At 40.5% G+C, this 16,990-nt stretch carries 20 protein-coding genes; 12 read left to right on the top strand and 8 right to left on the bottom strand.

What is annotated here, in order from left to right; translation table 11 throughout:
- Positions 1-37: 37 nt before the first annotated feature.
- Positions 38-718 carry a GNAT family N-acetyltransferase gene (locus C900_RS12600; RefSeq protein WP_040496697.1) on the bottom strand — a complete coding sequence of 227 codons (681 nt, stop codon included), beginning with the start codon at positions 716-718 and terminating at the stop codon, positions 38-40.
- Positions 719-861: 143 nt separating this feature from the next.
- A complete protein-coding gene (locus C900_RS12595) occupies positions 862-1,251 on the bottom strand; it encodes a hypothetical protein (RefSeq protein WP_157494008.1) in 390 nt (129 codons plus the stop codon).
- A gap of 140 nt (positions 1,252-1,391) precedes the next feature.
- Here C900_RS12595 and C900_RS12590 point away from each other — a divergent pair, with 140 nt between their 5' ends.
- Positions 1,392-2,381, top strand: coding sequence for an AraC family transcriptional regulator (locus C900_RS12590; RefSeq protein ID WP_009580303.1), 990 nt, complete (start codon positions 1,392-1,394; stop codon positions 2,379-2,381).
- Positions 2,382-2,563: 182 nt separating this feature from the next.
- Positions 2,564-2,932 carry a hypothetical protein gene (locus C900_RS12585; RefSeq protein WP_040496696.1) on the top strand — a complete coding sequence of 123 codons (369 nt, stop codon included), beginning with the start codon at positions 2,564-2,566 and terminating at the stop codon, positions 2,930-2,932.
- A gap of 230 nt (positions 2,933-3,162) precedes the next feature.
- Here the strand turns inward: C900_RS12585 and C900_RS12580 are convergent, their stop codons facing one another.
- Positions 3,163-4,470 carry a discoidin domain-containing protein gene (locus C900_RS12580; protein ID WP_009580301.1) on the bottom strand — a complete coding sequence of 436 codons (1,308 nt, stop codon included), beginning with the start codon at positions 4,468-4,470 and terminating at the stop codon, positions 3,163-3,165.
- 284 nt (positions 4,471-4,754) lie between these two features.
- On the opposite strand from C900_RS12580, the gene C900_RS12575 reads away from it, so the two are divergent.
- The 6 genes from C900_RS12575 (at position 4,755) to C900_RS12550 (ending at position 9,557) form a co-directional block, all read left to right on the top strand.
- Positions 4,755-6,467, top strand: coding sequence for a tetratricopeptide repeat protein (locus C900_RS12575; protein ID WP_009580300.1), 1,713 nt, complete (start codon positions 4,755-4,757; stop codon positions 6,465-6,467).
- 568 nt (positions 6,468-7,035) lie between these two features.
- On the top strand, positions 7,036-7,527 hold the full coding sequence (locus C900_RS12570; protein WP_040496693.1) for a Cif family virulence factor: 492 nt from the start codon (positions 7,036-7,038) through the stop codon (positions 7,525-7,527).
- Positions 7,528-7,557: 30 nt separating this feature from the next.
- Positions 7,558-7,917 (top strand): nuclear transport factor 2 family protein, encoded by a 360-nt coding sequence (locus tag C900_RS12565; RefSeq protein ID WP_009580297.1) that lies wholly within the window; start codon positions 7,558-7,560, stop codon positions 7,915-7,917.
- Positions 7,918-7,940: 23 nt separating this feature from the next.
- Positions 7,941-8,318, top strand: coding sequence for a DoxX family protein (locus tag C900_RS12560; RefSeq protein ID WP_009580296.1), 378 nt, complete (start codon positions 7,941-7,943; stop codon positions 8,316-8,318).
- Positions 8,319-8,444: 126 nt separating this feature from the next.
- On the top strand, positions 8,445-9,011 hold the full coding sequence (locus C900_RS12555) for a Crp/Fnr family transcriptional regulator (RefSeq protein ID WP_040496692.1): 567 nt from the start codon (positions 8,445-8,447) through the stop codon (positions 9,009-9,011).
- A gap of 81 nt (positions 9,012-9,092) precedes the next feature.
- Positions 9,093-9,557, top strand: a complete 465-nt coding sequence (locus C900_RS12550; protein ID WP_221408132.1) for a YybH family protein — start codon at positions 9,093-9,095, stop codon at positions 9,555-9,557.
- Positions 9,558-9,646: 89 nt separating this feature from the next.
- On the opposite strand, the gene C900_RS12545 is transcribed toward C900_RS12550, so the two are convergent.
- Positions 9,647-10,012: a DUF2200 domain-containing protein gene (locus tag C900_RS12545; protein ID WP_040496690.1), complete on the bottom strand. Its 366-nt coding sequence runs from the start codon at positions 10,010-10,012 to the stop codon at positions 9,647-9,649.
- A gap of 201 nt (positions 10,013-10,213) precedes the next feature.
- On the opposite strand from C900_RS12545, the gene C900_RS28410 reads away from it, so the two are divergent.
- Complete coding sequence (locus C900_RS28410; protein ID WP_009580291.1) at positions 10,214-11,890, top strand: sensor histidine kinase; 1,677 nt, start codon at positions 10,214-10,216, stop codon at positions 11,888-11,890.
- Positions 11,891-11,896: 6 nt separating this feature from the next.
- On the top strand, positions 11,897-12,307 hold the full coding sequence (locus C900_RS12535) for a response regulator (RefSeq protein ID WP_009580290.1): 411 nt from the start codon (positions 11,897-11,899) through the stop codon (positions 12,305-12,307).
- Between the two features lie 227 nt (positions 12,308-12,534).
- On the opposite strand, the gene C900_RS12530 is transcribed toward C900_RS12535, so the two are convergent.
- The 4 genes from C900_RS12530 to greB form a co-directional block, all read right to left on the bottom strand.
- Positions 12,535-12,864, bottom strand: coding sequence for a hypothetical protein (locus C900_RS12530; protein ID WP_009580289.1), 330 nt, complete (start codon positions 12,862-12,864; stop codon positions 12,535-12,537).
- A 111-nt stretch (positions 12,865-12,975) separates the two neighbouring features.
- Positions 12,976-13,413: a helix-turn-helix transcriptional regulator gene (locus tag C900_RS12525; protein ID WP_009580288.1), complete on the bottom strand. Its 438-nt coding sequence runs from the start codon at positions 13,411-13,413 to the stop codon at positions 12,976-12,978.
- Positions 13,414-13,521: 108 nt separating this feature from the next.
- Positions 13,522-13,959, bottom strand: a complete 438-nt coding sequence (locus tag C900_RS12520) for a hypothetical protein (protein WP_009580287.1) — start codon at positions 13,957-13,959, stop codon at positions 13,522-13,524.
- A 267-nt stretch (positions 13,960-14,226) separates the two neighbouring features.
- Positions 14,227-14,703: a transcription elongation factor GreB gene (gene greB / locus C900_RS12515; protein WP_009580286.1), complete on the bottom strand. Its 477-nt coding sequence runs from the start codon at positions 14,701-14,703 to the stop codon at positions 14,227-14,229.
- 452 nt (positions 14,704-15,155) lie between these two features.
- On the opposite strand from greB, the gene C900_RS12510 reads away from it, so the two are divergent.
- Both C900_RS12510 and C900_RS12505 read left to right on the top strand, forming a co-directional pair.
- A complete protein-coding gene (locus C900_RS12510; protein ID WP_009580285.1) occupies positions 15,156-16,205 on the top strand; it encodes a phosphoribosyltransferase-like anti-phage protein in 1,050 nt (349 codons plus the stop codon).
- Positions 16,202-16,822 carry an NADAR family anti-phage protein gene (locus C900_RS12505; RefSeq protein ID WP_009580284.1) on the top strand — a complete coding sequence of 207 codons (621 nt, stop codon included), beginning with the start codon at positions 16,202-16,204 and terminating at the stop codon, positions 16,820-16,822. Before C900_RS12510 ends, C900_RS12505 begins: the two co-directional genes overlap by 4 nt.
- The last annotated feature ends 168 nt before the right edge of the window (positions 16,823-16,990 follow it).

Raw genomic sequence — 16,990 nt, 5'->3', positions numbered from 1 at the left:
TATTGCCTGGAATACTTCATATTCTTAATCCTTCTCACTATATCACCCACCGCACTATCGCCTCTCTCTTTCCTGAGTAAATGAGCAGAAAACCCAACTTTTCGGCCATATCAATAGCTATTTGGTTTTTAACCGTAGTCTTTGCTACTACCATTTTGATGCCCTGGCTTTTCCTTACCGACTGCAGGGCCAAATCCAGGGCAGAATACAAGTGATCCCAATGACCGGGTAATACAGCTCCTCCTATATCAATTCTTGACGCCTTTAGATCATAGCCATGCAATGAACAGGTACCAATCACCACTTCCGGTTCTTCTGCCAGACTGATAGTCCATAGCTTTTCATGGATGAGGATCATCCTGGATACAAATTGCAACGGAGATTCGAAAGGCCGGTAAGTGGCTTCCTGGTATTGATAAACAACCTTGAGTTGCCGACAGCAATTGTAAAACTCCACTGCATCCTCTATCCTCAACTCCTGTAAAATTATATCCTCATTCTTCAGTTTTTCCGGCAATATAATGTCTGGCATAAGCACTGATCCTGTTATTGATGTTTTTGCTATACCGCTATTCAGAAAAGTTACTGCATGTGAATATGCCGGATGTTTGGCAACGTTTTCAGCATTGGTGTATTTAATGACAGGGCCTTGTGCAAACACAAAACAATGTACCACCAACGTTAGCAACAAGGGGCTCCACGCCTTTATGTTCTTCATTTTTGAAAGAGTTTTGCTGTTATACCTTAGTTAAAGATGTAAACATGCACAATGAAAAACTGAAAAAATTGTATGGCTCCGACATGCTATATTAGGACCTGATAAATCTTTCGGTTAAGATTATTTTAATAGGATTAGCATTTTCACACCCCTGCTTCCTTTTGCAACTGCTTAAGCCCGGCGAACTGGAAGTAGGCCATACCTGCCACCCATAGTGCTACACCGGCTGTTAATACATTGCCAATGGATGTGAAGCTAAACGGCTGAAATAGCAATATAATGATGCTTCCTATAACCCACATGATATCCATAACGATTATCAGACGAAGACGACCCTTTCGATGAGGATGAGAACGAGCCTCCGCAAACACAAGTATGGCAAAAGCTACCAGGAAGATCCCCACACCGGCAAAACCGGAAGATTCAGATACCCCAAACCATTCTGCCAATTGAGTCGAAAAGAAAACCATGAGCAAGCCTGTAGCACCCGAGCTCATACTGTTTAAAAGTAAAATTCGATTTAAAATATTCATTTTTCTTTTTGTTTGATTTAATACAAAATTATGGCTGTAGTGATGGCCAGTCGTTATCATTTGGCGTCATAGTTTTACCATTTCACGCCATGCCTCTCTAATTCCGTGACAAAATGGAGCTACATGCGTAAATTTATCCGATGCAAGAACCAAAAAAACAACTGGCGCTCGGACTGCTGGCCTATGCCGTACAGCGAGATCTACCGGCTGACCGGCTTTGCGAATTAGCAGAAATCGACTACCCGGCATTACTAACGTCCGATACTACAGTGTCTGACATACAGATAGGCAGGCTGTGGAAACATGCAAGCACCCTCACCGATGATCCATATTTCGGACTCCATTTCGGAGAATCGTTGCAACTGGCTGCTTTGGGAATAGTTGGTGAAATCATTAAAAGCAGTGATACCGTAGGAGAAGGTATTAAGACTGCCGTCTCTCTGACTCCTGGCATTACTGATGTGGTCCGAACAGCGTTGGAAGTAGCCGAAGATTCATTTACCATCAGCCTGATCACTATACAGACCACTGATGAATCTTCTGCATTTTTATCCCGCCAAATAGCCGAAATGCTCATGGTATTTGCCGTTCACGAGCTGGATGGTTTGGTTTTGGAAAAAATATGCCCCCTTAGCGTGACGCTTCCCTATCCGGTTAGTGAGATCAAAGAGTATCTACGTGTTTTAAGATGCACGAATTACAAACAAGCGCCAAACTACAGCCTGACCTTTGACCGCAAATACTGGGACCTTCCTTTGCTCTCAGCCAATCACGAAATGCAAGCTTTTCTATTAAAACAGGTCATGGAAACTGAAAGCCAAACCCCAGAAGGCCTGAGCGCGAGAATATATCAATTTTTAAAAGCTCACCCCTATCTCGGTATGCCCACTCTTGATGAAGTAGCCTCAAATTTCAACACAACACCACGTACCCTGCAGCGAAAGCTAAAGCAGGAAGGGAAAAGCTTTCAGGAAATAACCAACGAGATCAGGAAATCTCTGGCAATAGATTATGTGGTATCGGACAAGTATCAAATTAAAGAGATTGCGCATTTGCTAGGCTACAATGAAGTCAGCGCCTTTTCCCGTGCATTCAAGCGGTGGACAGGTAAAGCGCCTATAGAGTACTGATAGCTTTCAATAACGCACCGTCACCGCAGCCGGTGTATTACAACATATAGCTGTGGTCTCTGCTTTTTTCCTCAGCTTGCTCTGTGGATATCACCATCCCACCTCGTTTATTATCAGAGCAAGTTTCGGGTTTTACCATTAATCAAACCCACCAATATTTGCAGCAACAAATACTGCAAAACATGAAAAAAATTTGGTCAATTGCTCTTTTATTCTTCACACTTTCTGCCCCGGATCGATCGCATGCCGGAATAATGCTTTCTGATACTACTGATCTGAAAAAGGCCACAGCACTGCGTGGATGCAATTTTATTGAAGTAAAGGATGACCGGCACCTGTATAACCTGATAACCGTCACAACAGAGTTTGCCTGTCCTGAAATTGTATTTACAACATATGATCAAGCAGGTAATCTGGAACATGCCAGATCATACCCTAAATCCACTTTCCTCAAAGCATTGCGGCAAAAGGAACTGTTGAAGCGCGGCAAAGCTTACCTGATACTCACACGCTATCAAATCTATTTCATTGACAAGAGAAAGAAGCCTTGATACATTAACCTAAGCTTGGCAAAATTTTAAAGCAGGAAAAAATAAGGCTGTACCGAGAGGTCCTCAATACAGCCCTAAAGTTAATTAAATTAGTGTCTCTAAGAAAAACGCCAATGTCTGCGTTACGCTCGTCCCAAACATGCTCTTCCCGACTACTGTAACTACTGTACGGGACTCCGCCCTTTGGCAGGAACGTTTTCTTAAGGCCACTTGGAGTTTTCTTAGAGACACTAATTACCATTCACCTCAAATTCTACAATCCTTGTATAGTTATCTGCCCCCGGGTCGGTGATGAGTATATTCACATACCGGGCTGTGAGATTGACAGCATGGGTGGTAACACTCGCCTGTCCATTGTTATTAGCATTCACAATAGTATACCATGGCCCATAGAAGGAGTTGCTGTACTGAACCTGATAAGCCTTTATATTAGATATGGCGGGCTCGCCTACACTACCGGCATGGAAGATCTTGAACTCTCTGATATCGCGCAGGGCACCCAGATCCAGCGTCATCCAAGAAGTAGGATGGTTACCGTCACTTACCCATTTGGAGGTGCCGCTATAGCCTCCGTCATATGCTTTATTGCAGTCGTACTGACTGCTATAAGCCGAGCTTCTGTTACAGTTGATAGCATTTCTTGCCCAGTTGGTCATTGTGCCTGAACCGATATCCGGACAGTTGACTACACTTGAACCCAATCCTCCCAGGATACCGATCCTGCTGGCTTGTGTTGCCGGTGGGTTAACATCGTAGCACGACCAGTTGCGGTGATTAAAAAGTTCGATATGCAGGTGACAGCTTCCCCAGCAGCCGTTGGCGCTACCAGTAGAAAAAGTAGTTCCAATTTTTACAGGTCCGCTTAGGTTTAGGACCGTACCGGGGCTATAAACCAGGTTGCTGGCAAGATGTGCATACAGTATCCAGCCCAACTGGTATTCTACTCCATTGTGTACGCCAATAATTTCCCATTGCTGTGTATATCCTCCGCTATTATAGTTCTGATTTGCACAGGCATACCCATTGCTCAGGAGCCTGGCTTTTACTGCCTGAGGCGCAGTTCCTCCCGGATATTGAATGGCATTTACGTCCAGGTAAACATCTTTATAACAGGAAATAAAATTTCCAAAATCAGCAGAGGTATTGCCATTGTCAAGCCAAAAATCACCGGACCAGTCTCCTCCCCAATAGATGCCATGCGTGGGCGGTCCCCAGTAGCTGGTGGTTTCTGTCTTTCCATTGTATGGACTGTTCACTGACACCGCCAGGCCATAAGGATTGTCCGTTCTTGCTGATTGACCTGCTTCTTTGAAAAAGTCGCTTTCCACCCTTTCAATAATGAGGTCCTCCCTAAAAGCTGCCGGTGGCTTATTATCGCCATTAAGATTATTGTTTCGCTGTACCGAAGTACCGCCATCCAGATAATCTCCCGGCTGATCTTTGCTCAGATCGGTATCATTTTCGTTATCGTTGCACGCTGCTAACAGGAGTAGCGACACTAACACGGCAGCAAACGCTCCTTGAGATAGATTTTTCATAACAATGTTGGTTTTAAAATTGAAAATTGGTTTTAAAAGTTGTAGTAATAACCTGCGGCTAAACAATACATATCCCTCCTTATTTTAAAAAAAAACACTAAGACATTACTAGTACAACTTTTCAGGATCTTGCTTAAATGCAAAAAACGGGCTCCCATAGACTACTGAGGGGCATTATTTGAAGTTTTTCTGTCTTATGATAGGTACATCATTGGAAAGTAAGGTCCGAAAAATGATTAATTACGTTATTGAAATACCGAAATTAACCTATTCCCATCTGTAAAATGAGGCCATGTATTGCATGCTTGTTGTTTATAGTGTCTGTTCATGCCTTTAGCCAGAATGAAAAAGACAGTTTGTTGGCTGCTCTAAAAATTGCGGATGACACCAGTAAAGTGCTGATACTTCATGATCTGGCGCGTCTGCATATCCAAGCTGCTGACTCCGCGCTTCATTATACACACATGGCGTTAAGCGAAAGCGAATCGGCAGGCTATGAAAATGGCAAAATGCGTTCTTATTGGATACTGGGCCTGCTTTATTCCGACCAGGGTGCTTTCTCAAAATCTATTGAATACAGCAAAAGGTCCCTGGTTATGCTAGCGAATGATGGAGACAGCCTTAAAATAAGCAGTGTACTGAATAACCTCGCAGGCGCTTACTTTGCCATGGGTTCCTGGGATGAGGCTATAAAATATTTCCTGCAGGCGCTGCGTATCAAAGAAAGATATGGCGCTTCGAAAAAGCAACTTGCTGCTACTTATCAAAATCTCGGTGCATGCTACCTGTCTACGGGCGACCTCAATGCAGCTCTTGCCTACTCCCAAAAAGCCGTTGACCTGCACAAGGAAACTGCCAACCGGCTTAAGGAGGGTGATGTAATGATGAATATTGCACTCATCTACCAGGAGCAGAAAAATCGAGAAGCTGCACGGACAGCATTTGCAAAAACCATTTCCTTACAAAAAGAGACCGGCAATCTAAAAGGGCTTGCAAACACCTACAGCGGCTTGGGCTGCTTCCTGCGCGAACAACGGCACTATGACAGCGCACTGTTCTTTCTTAAGAAAGCGCTGACTTTTGCAGATACAGTGCAGAATTTTCATTACAAGATCATGGTAACGGTAAATATTGCCAGAGTTTTGCTTGACAAAGAAGAGTACGCGCAGTCGATAGAGCTTACTCAAAAAGCCATGTCAGGCCTTGACTCCCTGCCAGCCCTCAAGCTGCTGAGGGATGTATACCAGATACAAGCTGAGGCGTACGATAAACTTGGAAAGAGCTATGAAGCCCTCTTGAATTATAAGATGTTTTACAAACTGGAGGATAGCCTGCTCAACAAAGAAAAGTTGCAGAATATCCATGAGATGAAGCGGCAATACGAAACGGAGAAAAAGGAGATGACGCTAGCCAGACTCAAGGCTGAAGTAAAGGCGAAGATGGCTCAGACGAAAAAATCCAACCTGATGGCGCTACTGTGCGTTATCGGCATCCTGACGCTGGCCTGCATTTTGTACCTTCGCGCCCGGCTGCATAAGCGCCACCTGGCACAGGCAGAGGCAGAAAAACTTCGAAAACAATACGAATTGGAAATGAAAGAGCAAGAACTCTCCGGCCTGAGCATGAACGTGCTGGTAAAAAACAATACATTAAAGCTCATTAAAGAAAAGATCTCCAACGGCAACGGCTCATATAATGCAGAGGCCATCAAAGCCATAGACAATAACCTTAAGTTTGATAAAGAATGGGAAAATTTCAAAGTACATTTTGAAAAAGTGCATCAGGGGTTCTTTAACAGGCTGAAAGAGAAATGCCCTAACATCACGCCTAACGAACAAAAGTTATGCGCCTACCTAAAGCTCAACTTCAGCACCAAAGAGGTATCGAGAATATCTAATGTGTCTATCAGTGCAGTAGACAAGTCCAGGCAAAGACTTCGGAAGAAGCTTGACATAGATCCCAGTGAGAACCTCGTGTCGTTCATTCAGGAGATATGAGTTGTGAGATGTGAGACCAGGGTTATCGCCACTTCAAACCCGGCAAATCGGCATCCTAAAAAAAAAGGGGATTTTTGTTCACAACACGTGCACCAATCTCCTCCTGGGAGGAGAAACAGAGGTGGGTGAAGATTAGATGTGAGATGTGAGATATGAGATGTGAGACCAGGGGCGTTATAGCCACTGTCAAGCCGGCAATTGATAGAAGTTACATGAAGACACGGCATCATCGGATGAGTGTCTTCGTCCTGAAAGTCTCATCCAATGAATTTTAAGTTCGACCGCACCACCAGCAGATCTCCACCTGAATTGCGTACATGAAAACTTTAGCCATTCGTTTGATCTGTTTTCCCCTCAGCGCCAGTTACTATACTATACGCCCAACTACTGTCGCAATCAACCCCTTAAAGAGCCGTTATCTCACCCGCTATTCTTGAATAATTCCATCGATATTTGTAAAAAACAAATAGCCCAGGAGAATACAGGTGTGATTTATCAACCCTGATGTCGGGATCGTACTATTTCTGATCTCCGTTTTTTAGAATTTTTGGATTTAAACTTAATAGTAATGAGAACATTTCCCTCCGCTGCACAAATCTCTCTTCCGAGCATATGGATGATGTTCGCTGCGATCCTTATGGGAGCATGTGGCGAAAGAGAGCGAACAGGTAACATCAAACAAACCTTCAGAAGCACAGTCGACATTCATCTGGATGCCATTACTACTCGCAACCTGACAAAACTTGAACCGACTGTCGCAGAGCAGGTAACCATGATAGGCCCCGATGGCACAAAACTGGACACGAAGGGTGTGTTTATGGATTTTCACAAAAAGTGGTTTGCTCAAAAAAACTGGGAATGGAAAGGCAAGATATTAATAACTGAAAATAGCGACTCTCTCGGTTATGCGCTGGTCCAATATCAGTTTACACAGAAGGACACCACAGGTAACATAACATTTCAGGACAACGAATACCTCATTTTAATATTCAAAAATTTTCCTGAGGGCTGGCAATTGATGCATGATCAAAATACCCAAATCCAGGAACTTAATAATTGAACTAATAATGAACTTCTAAATAATTGAACTATGCAAAACAAAGAAATCGTAAAACAGGTAATTAAGGCTTTTTTGGATACAGATATTGAAAAAGCTCTGTCATATTTGACTGAGGATGTAAAAATGGGCTGGCCAGGCTTCTTTGACCTGGCGCCGGGGAAGGATGCAGTCAGAAAATTTTTTAAGGATGTACCGGAAATGATCTCGAGTGAAATGGGAGAGTTTGTGGAAGAGGGCAACAAGGTGGTCGGAACCGGAAAAGTGACCTCCAGACATGCCAATGGAGAAGAGAAAAACAGCTTCTTCTGCGATATTTACGAACTGGAAAATGGCAAAATAAAGGAAATAAAAAGCTATATGGTTTTTGAACAAGCAAAAACTGAAGTTTAACTATTTAATACAACTGACTGAAAATGAAAAAGAAAATTCTATTTGTTCTGTGCCTGCTGATGGGATTGATGTTTATCAATGCCGGCCTCAATAAATTTTTCAATTATATGCCTGTACCGGATGACTTACCGGAAGAAATGATGAAAATGGGCGCAGCAATGATGGAAATAGGCTGGCTGTTCCCTTTAGTGGCAATTGCAGAGCTTGCCGGAGGCATATTGTTTATTATTCCAAAATTAAGGCCTCTCGGAGCTATAATCCTTTTACCAATTATGATCGGTATTTTGCTGACACATGCCGTAGCTGCGCCATCAGGACTGCCATTGGTCATCGTGATGTTTGCATTAAATCTTTTTGTTATTTACGACAATAGAGAGAAGTATTTACCGATGATTAGGTAGGAAGCAATCTGCTTTTGGTCAACTGATCTGACCAATGGAGCGGGCAGCAGAACAACTGCCCGCTCCATCTCGTATACCCCATGGTCTCTAATACTATGACTAAAGGAAAGACCGTCAGTAATAACTATGGATCATCAAGCGCTGAGACAACATATGGAATGCTTTACCGCTTTAACAGATGAGCAATTTGATAAGGCATTCTCAGCATTTAAGCGTAAATCTCTCAAAAAGCATCAGGTACTGATCCGTGAAGGCGATTATGTACAAAATACTTATTGGGTAATAAAAGGATTACTCGTATCAAAGTTCATCGATGACCAGGGAAGCGAGATCATTATTCAGTTTGCTGTAGAAAATTGCTGGATAACTGACCAGAATGCATTTTACAACCAGGAGAAATCAATTTTTCGCGTTATTGCCCTCGAAGATTCTGATTTGTATAGCCTTTCATGGCAAATGCGTGAGAACATATGCCGGAAGATCCCTGAAATCGGTCATTTTTTTCTAAAAAAGGCGAATGACAGCTTTGTCAAGCAGCAGAAGAGACTTCTCACCTACCTAACCGCAGATGCTAGAGAAAGATTTGATGTCCTGATCAAAGAATACCCTCAGTTACTGCAAAGGGTTTCCAAAAAAACTTTGGCGGCCTATTTGGGTGTGTCGCGAGAAACCCTAAGCCGGCTTCAGAAATAAGCAGTTTAAAAATGGTGACATATGTCAATTTTTTAAACATCCTCCCTCATGAGCTTTGTGAGAAATTAAATTTCTACACAAATGAAAAGATTAACATTATTTCTAATGGCATTGGCCATGCTCACGGTATGTGAGGCTCAAAAAAGAAAACAAGTCGAAGATCCTCTTGCTGAAGCCAGACAAGCCATCGAAAAAAGCAATGCCATTTATTTTCAGGCGTTTGTCAAAGGTGATTCTTCAATATTTATAGAGCGCTATGCAAAGGATTGCTGTATCATGGCGCCCAATGCTCCCGCAAAGTGTGGTCCTGATGCTGCACTGGCATTTTATCGCATAGCTTATCATCAATTTGGCCTGAGAGATGGAAGATTTATCACTCAGGAAATCTTCGGAGATGGAAAAGAATTTGTAACGGAAGTTGGACTCTGGGAATCATATAATGCCAATGGAGAGCTTTATGATCATGGCAAATTTATGGTGCTTTGGAAAAAGACTCAAGATGGCTGGAAAATGTTCAGGGATTCCTTTAGTAGTAACCGGAATTAGTCATGTATTGCTCAACTACGAGAGTCTGAGTATTCTAACTCAGGCTTACTCAGAGAAATTTCCTTCGCACGGCATCCTTCCTCTGCCAGTCACGCCACTCGCAGAATCTTCTCCATCTTACGCCCTTTGGCCAATTCATCTACCAGTTTGTCCAGGTACCTTACTTGTTGCGTTAACGGATTTTCAATTTCCTCTACCCGATAACCGCAGATCACACCGGTAATAAGATGAGCATTTGGGTTTAATGAGGCATTTTGAAAGAATGTTTCAAAAGTTACTTTCTCATCAATAAGCTCTTTAAGCCTTTTTTCATCATAACCTGTCAGCCACTCAATTACCTGATCCAATTCTTCTTTTGTTCTCCCTTTCCTCTCAACTTTTGTGACGTAATGCGGATATACCGAGGCGAACGTCATTTTTGCGATGCGTTCATCGTGATGGCTGGTTTTGTTCATCCTTTGTACTTTAGGTTAGTCCCTCAATTTACTATAATCTTTTCTAATCTGCTTTTCTTTTTACCGTATTTTTGTAATTCATGTATTTTTTCTTATTTCTCCTTCAACTTTGAAATAATAAACAACCCTCTACGGCAAAGAGACTGCTTGTAAAATCAGCAATAAATAATTAACTTTTACAGTAAGCGAAACAACTATTGAATGAAACAAGCACTGAAAAACCCGGTTGTTGTTTTTATACTTGTTGTGCTGCCAGGAATCCTGATTGGGGTCTTTAGTTATTGGAAAATAAGGACCAATTTGACTCAGGATGCTTTCTCAAGAAGAAGTGCTATTGCTTACCTGTCGTCAACGCTACTGGAAGAAAGACTCGAACGCGTTCATGACCTGGGCATTTCATTGGCTACCCGCGTAACATTTCGTGATCTTATCAAACAGGGTGATTGGCATGGTGCCAGAGATATTGTGAGGGATATCCCACAGCACTTTTCATTTATTGATCATTTAAATATTGTTTCTGTTGACGGTTTGATCAAGGAGGATGTCCCCACCATGCAAGGAGCAATAGGGACTGATGTCTCAGATGAGGATTGGTTTCAAAAGGTAACGAGAGAGAAATCCTCTTATTTAAGTAATGTAAAAACCAGGGAGCTGCCGGATAGCCGCAGCAACATAGCCACTTTTGGCTTTCCAATTTTTGACCGGGACAATCCCGATAGTGTGATAGCGGTATTAGGTCTCGAAATCAGACTAAATACTATATTCAAATGGAGCGAATATGTGGATGTTGGTAACACCGGCTTCGTCTATTTTATTGATCGAAGAGGGGTTTTAATCGCCAATAAAGATTATTCGGTTGACAATGAGACAATAGATTATTCAAGTGTACCCACGGTCGAGCGCATACTTGCTGGTAACACTGGTGTTGAGATACTGTATAATCCCATCGAAAAAGAAGAACGCCTAGTTGCTTATCAGCCTGTGCAAAAATATGGATGGGGTGTAATTGCTCAACAAAAGGTTGAAGATGCTTTTGCCGAGCGTGATCGGACACTGCATATTATCCTGCTGGTCTTTGGCGTAGTTATTCTTATAAGCGTCACTACAGCTTTACTTATTATTAATGCAAATAAGCACTTGGCTGATCAGGCTAATGAGCTTCAAAAAAAGGGAAAACAAATCCAAATTAAAAATGAAGAGTTGGAGCATAAAAACAAAGAACTTGAGCAGTTTGCCTATGTAACCTCACATGATCTACAGGAGCCGCTGCGTTCATTATCAAATTATACTGAATTACTTTCTTCTGAATATGCTGACAAACTAGACGAAACGGGACAAAAAAGTATTCGTTTTATCTCTGAGGCAACCACCAGAATGAGGAATTTAATACAAGCTCTACTGGAATATTCCCGTTTAGGGCACAAGAAAGAAATTACAACCATAGATTGTAATAAATTAATAGAAGAGGTTCAGTTTGATCTCTCTCAGAAGATAAACATTCTAAATGCCAGGGTCATAGCCGATAAGTTACCAAAGCTGAATGGCCATGAAACCGAATTACGCCTTCTCTTTCAGAACCTGATAAGTAATGCCTTAAAATTTCATAGGGTTGATGTTATTCCACAAATAAAAGTGGCTGCCAAAGAAGAAAATGGCCTGTGGAAGTTCTCTTTCTCTGATAATGGAATTGGAATAGCAGAGAATCATCAAAAGAAAATATTTAATATATTTCAACGCCTTCACACCAGGAAGGAATATGAGGGCACTGGCATCGGACTTGCTCACTGCCAGAAAATTATTGATTTGCATGGAGGGAAGATCTGGGTAGAATCACAAGTCAACAATGGAAGTACATTCCATTTTACTATACCTAAATAGAAGCTAATGAACAGGAAGCTGAACTGCATATTGCTAATTGATGACAACGAACATGATAACTTTTTGCATGAAAGAACTATAAATAAATTATGCTGCACAAAAAAGGTGGTAACCCTGGAAAAAGCAACTGACGCATTGGAGTACTTAAAAGGAGGGAATCCAAAACCCGACCTGATATTTCTGGATATTAATATGCCCGGAATGGATGGGTGGGAATTCCTGAAACATTACGAGCAGTTAGAAGAAGACTCACAGGGAGAAGTTGTAATAGTCATGTTAACCACTTCTATTAATCCCGGCGAAGAGGAAAGATCTAAAACTGTAAACTCCATTCGTGATTTTATAAATAAACCCCTTACTGCTGAAGTAATAGAAAGCGTTCTTTCGAAATATTTTACCGACTATGACGCGTTGTAAATTTAATGGATCTAAAACTAGTACTGAGTTAGCAGAACTCCCGGGTATTCCTCGTTTGGCAATAATTGTAGTAGGCGAAGTTTATTTCTACCTAGTGTCTATAAGAAAACTCTAAGTGGCTTTAAGAAAAAGTCAAGGTCAAGGCTTGTGAAGTACCAAAAAGCGGAGCCGTGAGCATTTTTGGGGCGAGCGTAACGCAGACATTGGTGTTTTCTTAGAGACACTACCTATGGATCCTCCTTCTCCAGCACAACATCCTCAACAACCAGTTCCTTCAAATGAATCGAGGGCAGATAAAAATCGCTGCTGCCAAAGGTGGTGCTTCTCAATTTCTCATACAACGTGCCCCGTGTGATGCCGATGGTAAGCATCATCAGGTGTGTGATAAAATCTTTGGGCAGTTTTATTTTATCGTCTTTATGAAACAACTCATCGAATTGGCTTCCGTCTATTTGAAACGTGCAGAGTACTTCGATAACTATAAAGACCTGGCCTTCACAGTGAAATTTCGCCTCAAAACGCACCTGGATAACCTTTTCTACATCATCTGCACCCACACCGGGTTGAACTGTATTTGGCAGCCCGCTTTATATGCCTCCTCAAAGACTGCAAATTGAAGCGTATCAATTTTAATGAGTTCGAAACTAATTGGTTTGGTTTTAGCCATCTTACGCGAGATCCGGGGTTTGTTCTTTTACTTCCTGATTAAACTCAGATTGCTGCATTTCTTTTAAGAACTTGTTTTCACCGTAGAAGGTCTCATTGATATATTTGATTTTGGCTTTCTTCACCACTTCCTCATCACTCATCAATATAGTGATGAGTTGAATACCCAGTGCCTCTTCGAGATTGGTTATTGTTTCAATGTTGAATTTTTCCTGTCCCTTTACAATTTTGCTCACCATTTGTCGGGAAACACCCAGTTCACGAGCCAAACGCGCCTGGCTCCAGCCTAATGTGTCAAGCGTTTCCAAAACCCGCAGGGCAATAGCTGATGATTTTTTCAACCAGCCTTTATTTTCGTTCCTGAATTTAACCCTGTCTTTCCAACCTCCTTCCGGGGCTGGCTTGGCTATTTTTCTCAATTTATCTTCTGTTCCGCTCATATTACTCCAATTCTATATAACCTATTACTCCTTTATCTCCCGACCCTTCCAGATATTCACTCACTTTTTGAAGTTTAACCAATTCACGTTTCGTATGTGGCCTGTCCTTCATCCTTTTGTGAGTTTGATTGCTCCTCCGGTAAACACATATGCATCGCCATACCGCACTGCATACAACCTGATCCAGGGAGGGTCATCACTGTGAGCCTTTAGTTGTTGATAGTTGTAATTAGTTTTCTCATCTTCTCTGTCATCTAATGGTTTGAATAACCCATCTAAACGACCATCTGAATCATTTGCCACTAAGTTTAAAAGAGTGTTAAAAAGTTTGTCTGCCTCTTTTATCGTTTTTGTTACTGCTTTTGTGATATTTAACTTTCCATAGTAGCTCTCAAAGTCCTGCTTAAATTGCTTGAAAAAATCGCGCAGTTTTTCTGTGTCTGTAAGTTCTTCATATGCAATGGTAAGTGAATCTCGCTCATCAAAATCATATAGAACCGTATATAGATTAGTATTTTCCTCAACAAATATATCTAATATACGCATTATGTCAACCTATAAGTTTACCTTTTGTTCAAAAAATTTCGATTTTCATGCTTAATCTTTAGATGGATCAGGCTCTGCAGCCCTAAGTGCAATCCGTTTTGAAAAGCCTAATTATAGTTAGAGATGATAAAATTAACCAAAGAAAAATTATAACTGGAAAAAGTTCAAGAAATTACGAATTTATCAAACACAAAAAAGCTAGGCCTGAATCAAGAGCCTCTTAATCAAATGCTCTGAGCTATGAAGTCTAATTTTTAGTAAATAACCTTATTTCTGATATTCAATTTTGATGATACGCCATATAAACCGGGCCGCTGTTGTTTCTACAATAGCCTCATCACCCACCTCTTTATTGAGCAGCGCCTGCGCCATGGGAGAGTCCATCGAGATGTAATCTTTGTTGCCAATAAGTTCTTCGTAGCCTACTATGCGCAAACGCTTTTTCATACCCTTATCATTTTCAATTTCCACCCAGGCTCCGAACATCACTTTGCCTTCCTGGTGTGGATGATAGTGTACCACTTTAAAATTATCGATGCATTTGCGCAGATACAGCACACGCCTGTCGATTTCACGCAGTCGTTTTTTATTATAGTGGTAATCCGCATTTTCAGACCGATCGCCGAGGCTGGCAGCCCATGAAACCTTGTTTGTAGTTTCCGGTCGCTCTACTCTCCAAAGATGATCTAGCTCAGCCTTTAACTTTTCTAATCCTTCCGGGGTAATCAGCGGTGATCTCTTCATATCAATTGAACTTTTACATTGCGATGCAAGAGAAATGAAAATCATTCAATTATGCAAGATTCATATAGGGTTGTGGGGTTATTCTTTTCTTTTAGGGATTTCTTAGGTTAGGGCTCAAAGAGCTAAATGTTGTCTCAGGTCGGCTTATTCCTTTAGTTTCCAGAGAAGTCCGAGAGGAACAGGACTTCTCGACATCCGCTGCGCCACATAGGTTCTTGGTTTTCATAGTTTGATTAAAGGAAGTGGAATTAGACAAGATTAAAATTCTTATGCATTTTAATCTATTTTTTAGTATATTTTGTATGAGTTATAAAGGCAGAGGGGTTGCAGATTTTTGACAAGTAAGTATGTGGTCTCTGGAACTAAAGGAAATCTAAATATTCATTTCCAAAACTGCTTCTTTTCTTTAGAGCAGTAGGATTATTTGAAACTAAAATAAGTAAACCAATGCAATGATCGAAGATGAGTTAGCCCAATCCCTTCGTCAAATAATAATTGATTATCAGGCTTTCGATGGAGATGAAACTCAAATTTCGGAAAGAAACATAAAAACATGGGCTAATCAATTCAATGATCCTTTATTCATTCTAACAGAAATGAATCACCTACTTCCGAAATGTTACGTTTCAAAGAAAAAAGGAATTGACTTTTTTAATAAAGAGTTAGAAGAAGTTGCCAACATTAATAACGTCAGCAAAAATGAACTTCTAAAACAGTCGTCTTTTCTAAATCTTCAAGGTTCTGAAAAAAGCCAAGCCTATATCAATGAATTGATTATAGAAAGTTTGATTGATGAGTTACCAAAGGATAGTTTGTTAAATAAACACAATAAAAAGTTTTATTTCTATTTTGATGATATTATTGCAACTGGTGGAACCATTAGAAGGAATCTAAAGCAATGGTTAGAATCAACTGAGAGTGAAGGTGAAGACCCTATTGTAAAAAAAATAAAAGATAAAAAGATAAAGCTTTATATAATAGTTTTGGGCTTACAAAATTGGGGCTGGGCCAATACAGAATACTATTTAATGCAAACAGTAGACAAACAAATTGATAAATTGTTAAATAAAAGAGTATTAATTGAGATTGAAAATCACCCTAGATTTAGAAATCAACAATTCAATTGTTGCTATCCTATTAAAAATGAAAATGAAATAATAAACACTTACTTTAACAGTTTAGAACAAATGCAGTATGAAGCTTCAGCATTTCGACCAAGTAATTTGCCGATTAAGGAGGAGTTTTACTCCAATGCCGCTAATCGAAATAAACTCGAACAAGAGTTTTTATTAAAAGGCATAGAATTATTGAATAAATTGGATATTGTAAAACAGAACCAAAGACCTTTAGGATTTTGTCATCCTAACCATAAAATTCTAGGCTGTGGAACGATGTTCTTCAGTTGGAGAAATATTCCCAATAACAGCCCTTTAGTGTTTTGGTGGAATGTACCAGGACACAACTGGACTCCATTGTTTAATGTTATAAATAGAGGATCATGAAACTCTCATCTCGCAAATATTTACCTAATGAAACCGTTGTATTCAAAAACACGAAAGGTGAATTCGGTGAATTGTCAAATATGGCTCCAGGATTTCCATTATATATTAATGATATAATAATTGCTAATTCGGAATGTCTTTACCAGGCGTGTCGATTTCCACTTTTTCCAGAAATTCAAGAAGAAATTATTAATGAATCCAACCCTATGAAGGCAAAATGGATTAGTCGCAAATACCTACGATATACCAGACAGGATTGGGATACAACCAAATTTTTAGTTATGAGGTGGGTTCTAAAAGTAAAGCTGATACAAAACTGGGACAAGTTTTCTGGAGTTATACAACGTACAGAGAACAAAGCCATCGTAGAATTATCTACTAAAGACAAAATCTGGGCTGCTAGTAAAATGTCAGATGGTTCCTACGAAGGCATTAATGCTCTTGGCAGATTACTGATGGAATTGAGAAAAGAATTGAATGAAGGCTCTATTAACACACAATTTGTTGAACCTTTAACAATTCCAGGTTTTTTGTTGTATGGGTTTTCAATTTGCAGAGCGTATCCACAAGAAACTATAATTCGCTCAATTGATAAAGAACTAGAATTGAAATGCTGATTATATCAGCAATGTTCTCCTAATGATCGGTGAAGCCTTACAAAAAATGGTAAGTCTTTATTCGGACTTAATTAGAAATTCAACTTCAACATCAAAGAATAATTCTAATGTCATTTTAAATAAGTTAACGTGAGTTCGATATAAAAACGTTGATATATTTTAATGAAA

The organism is Fulvivirga imtechensis AK7 (assembly GCF_000331535.1).
Classification (GTDB): Bacteria; Bacteroidota; Bacteroidia; order Cytophagales; family Cyclobacteriaceae; genus Fulvivirga; species Fulvivirga imtechensis.
This window is presented reverse-complemented; position numbering and strand designations above follow the sequence as displayed.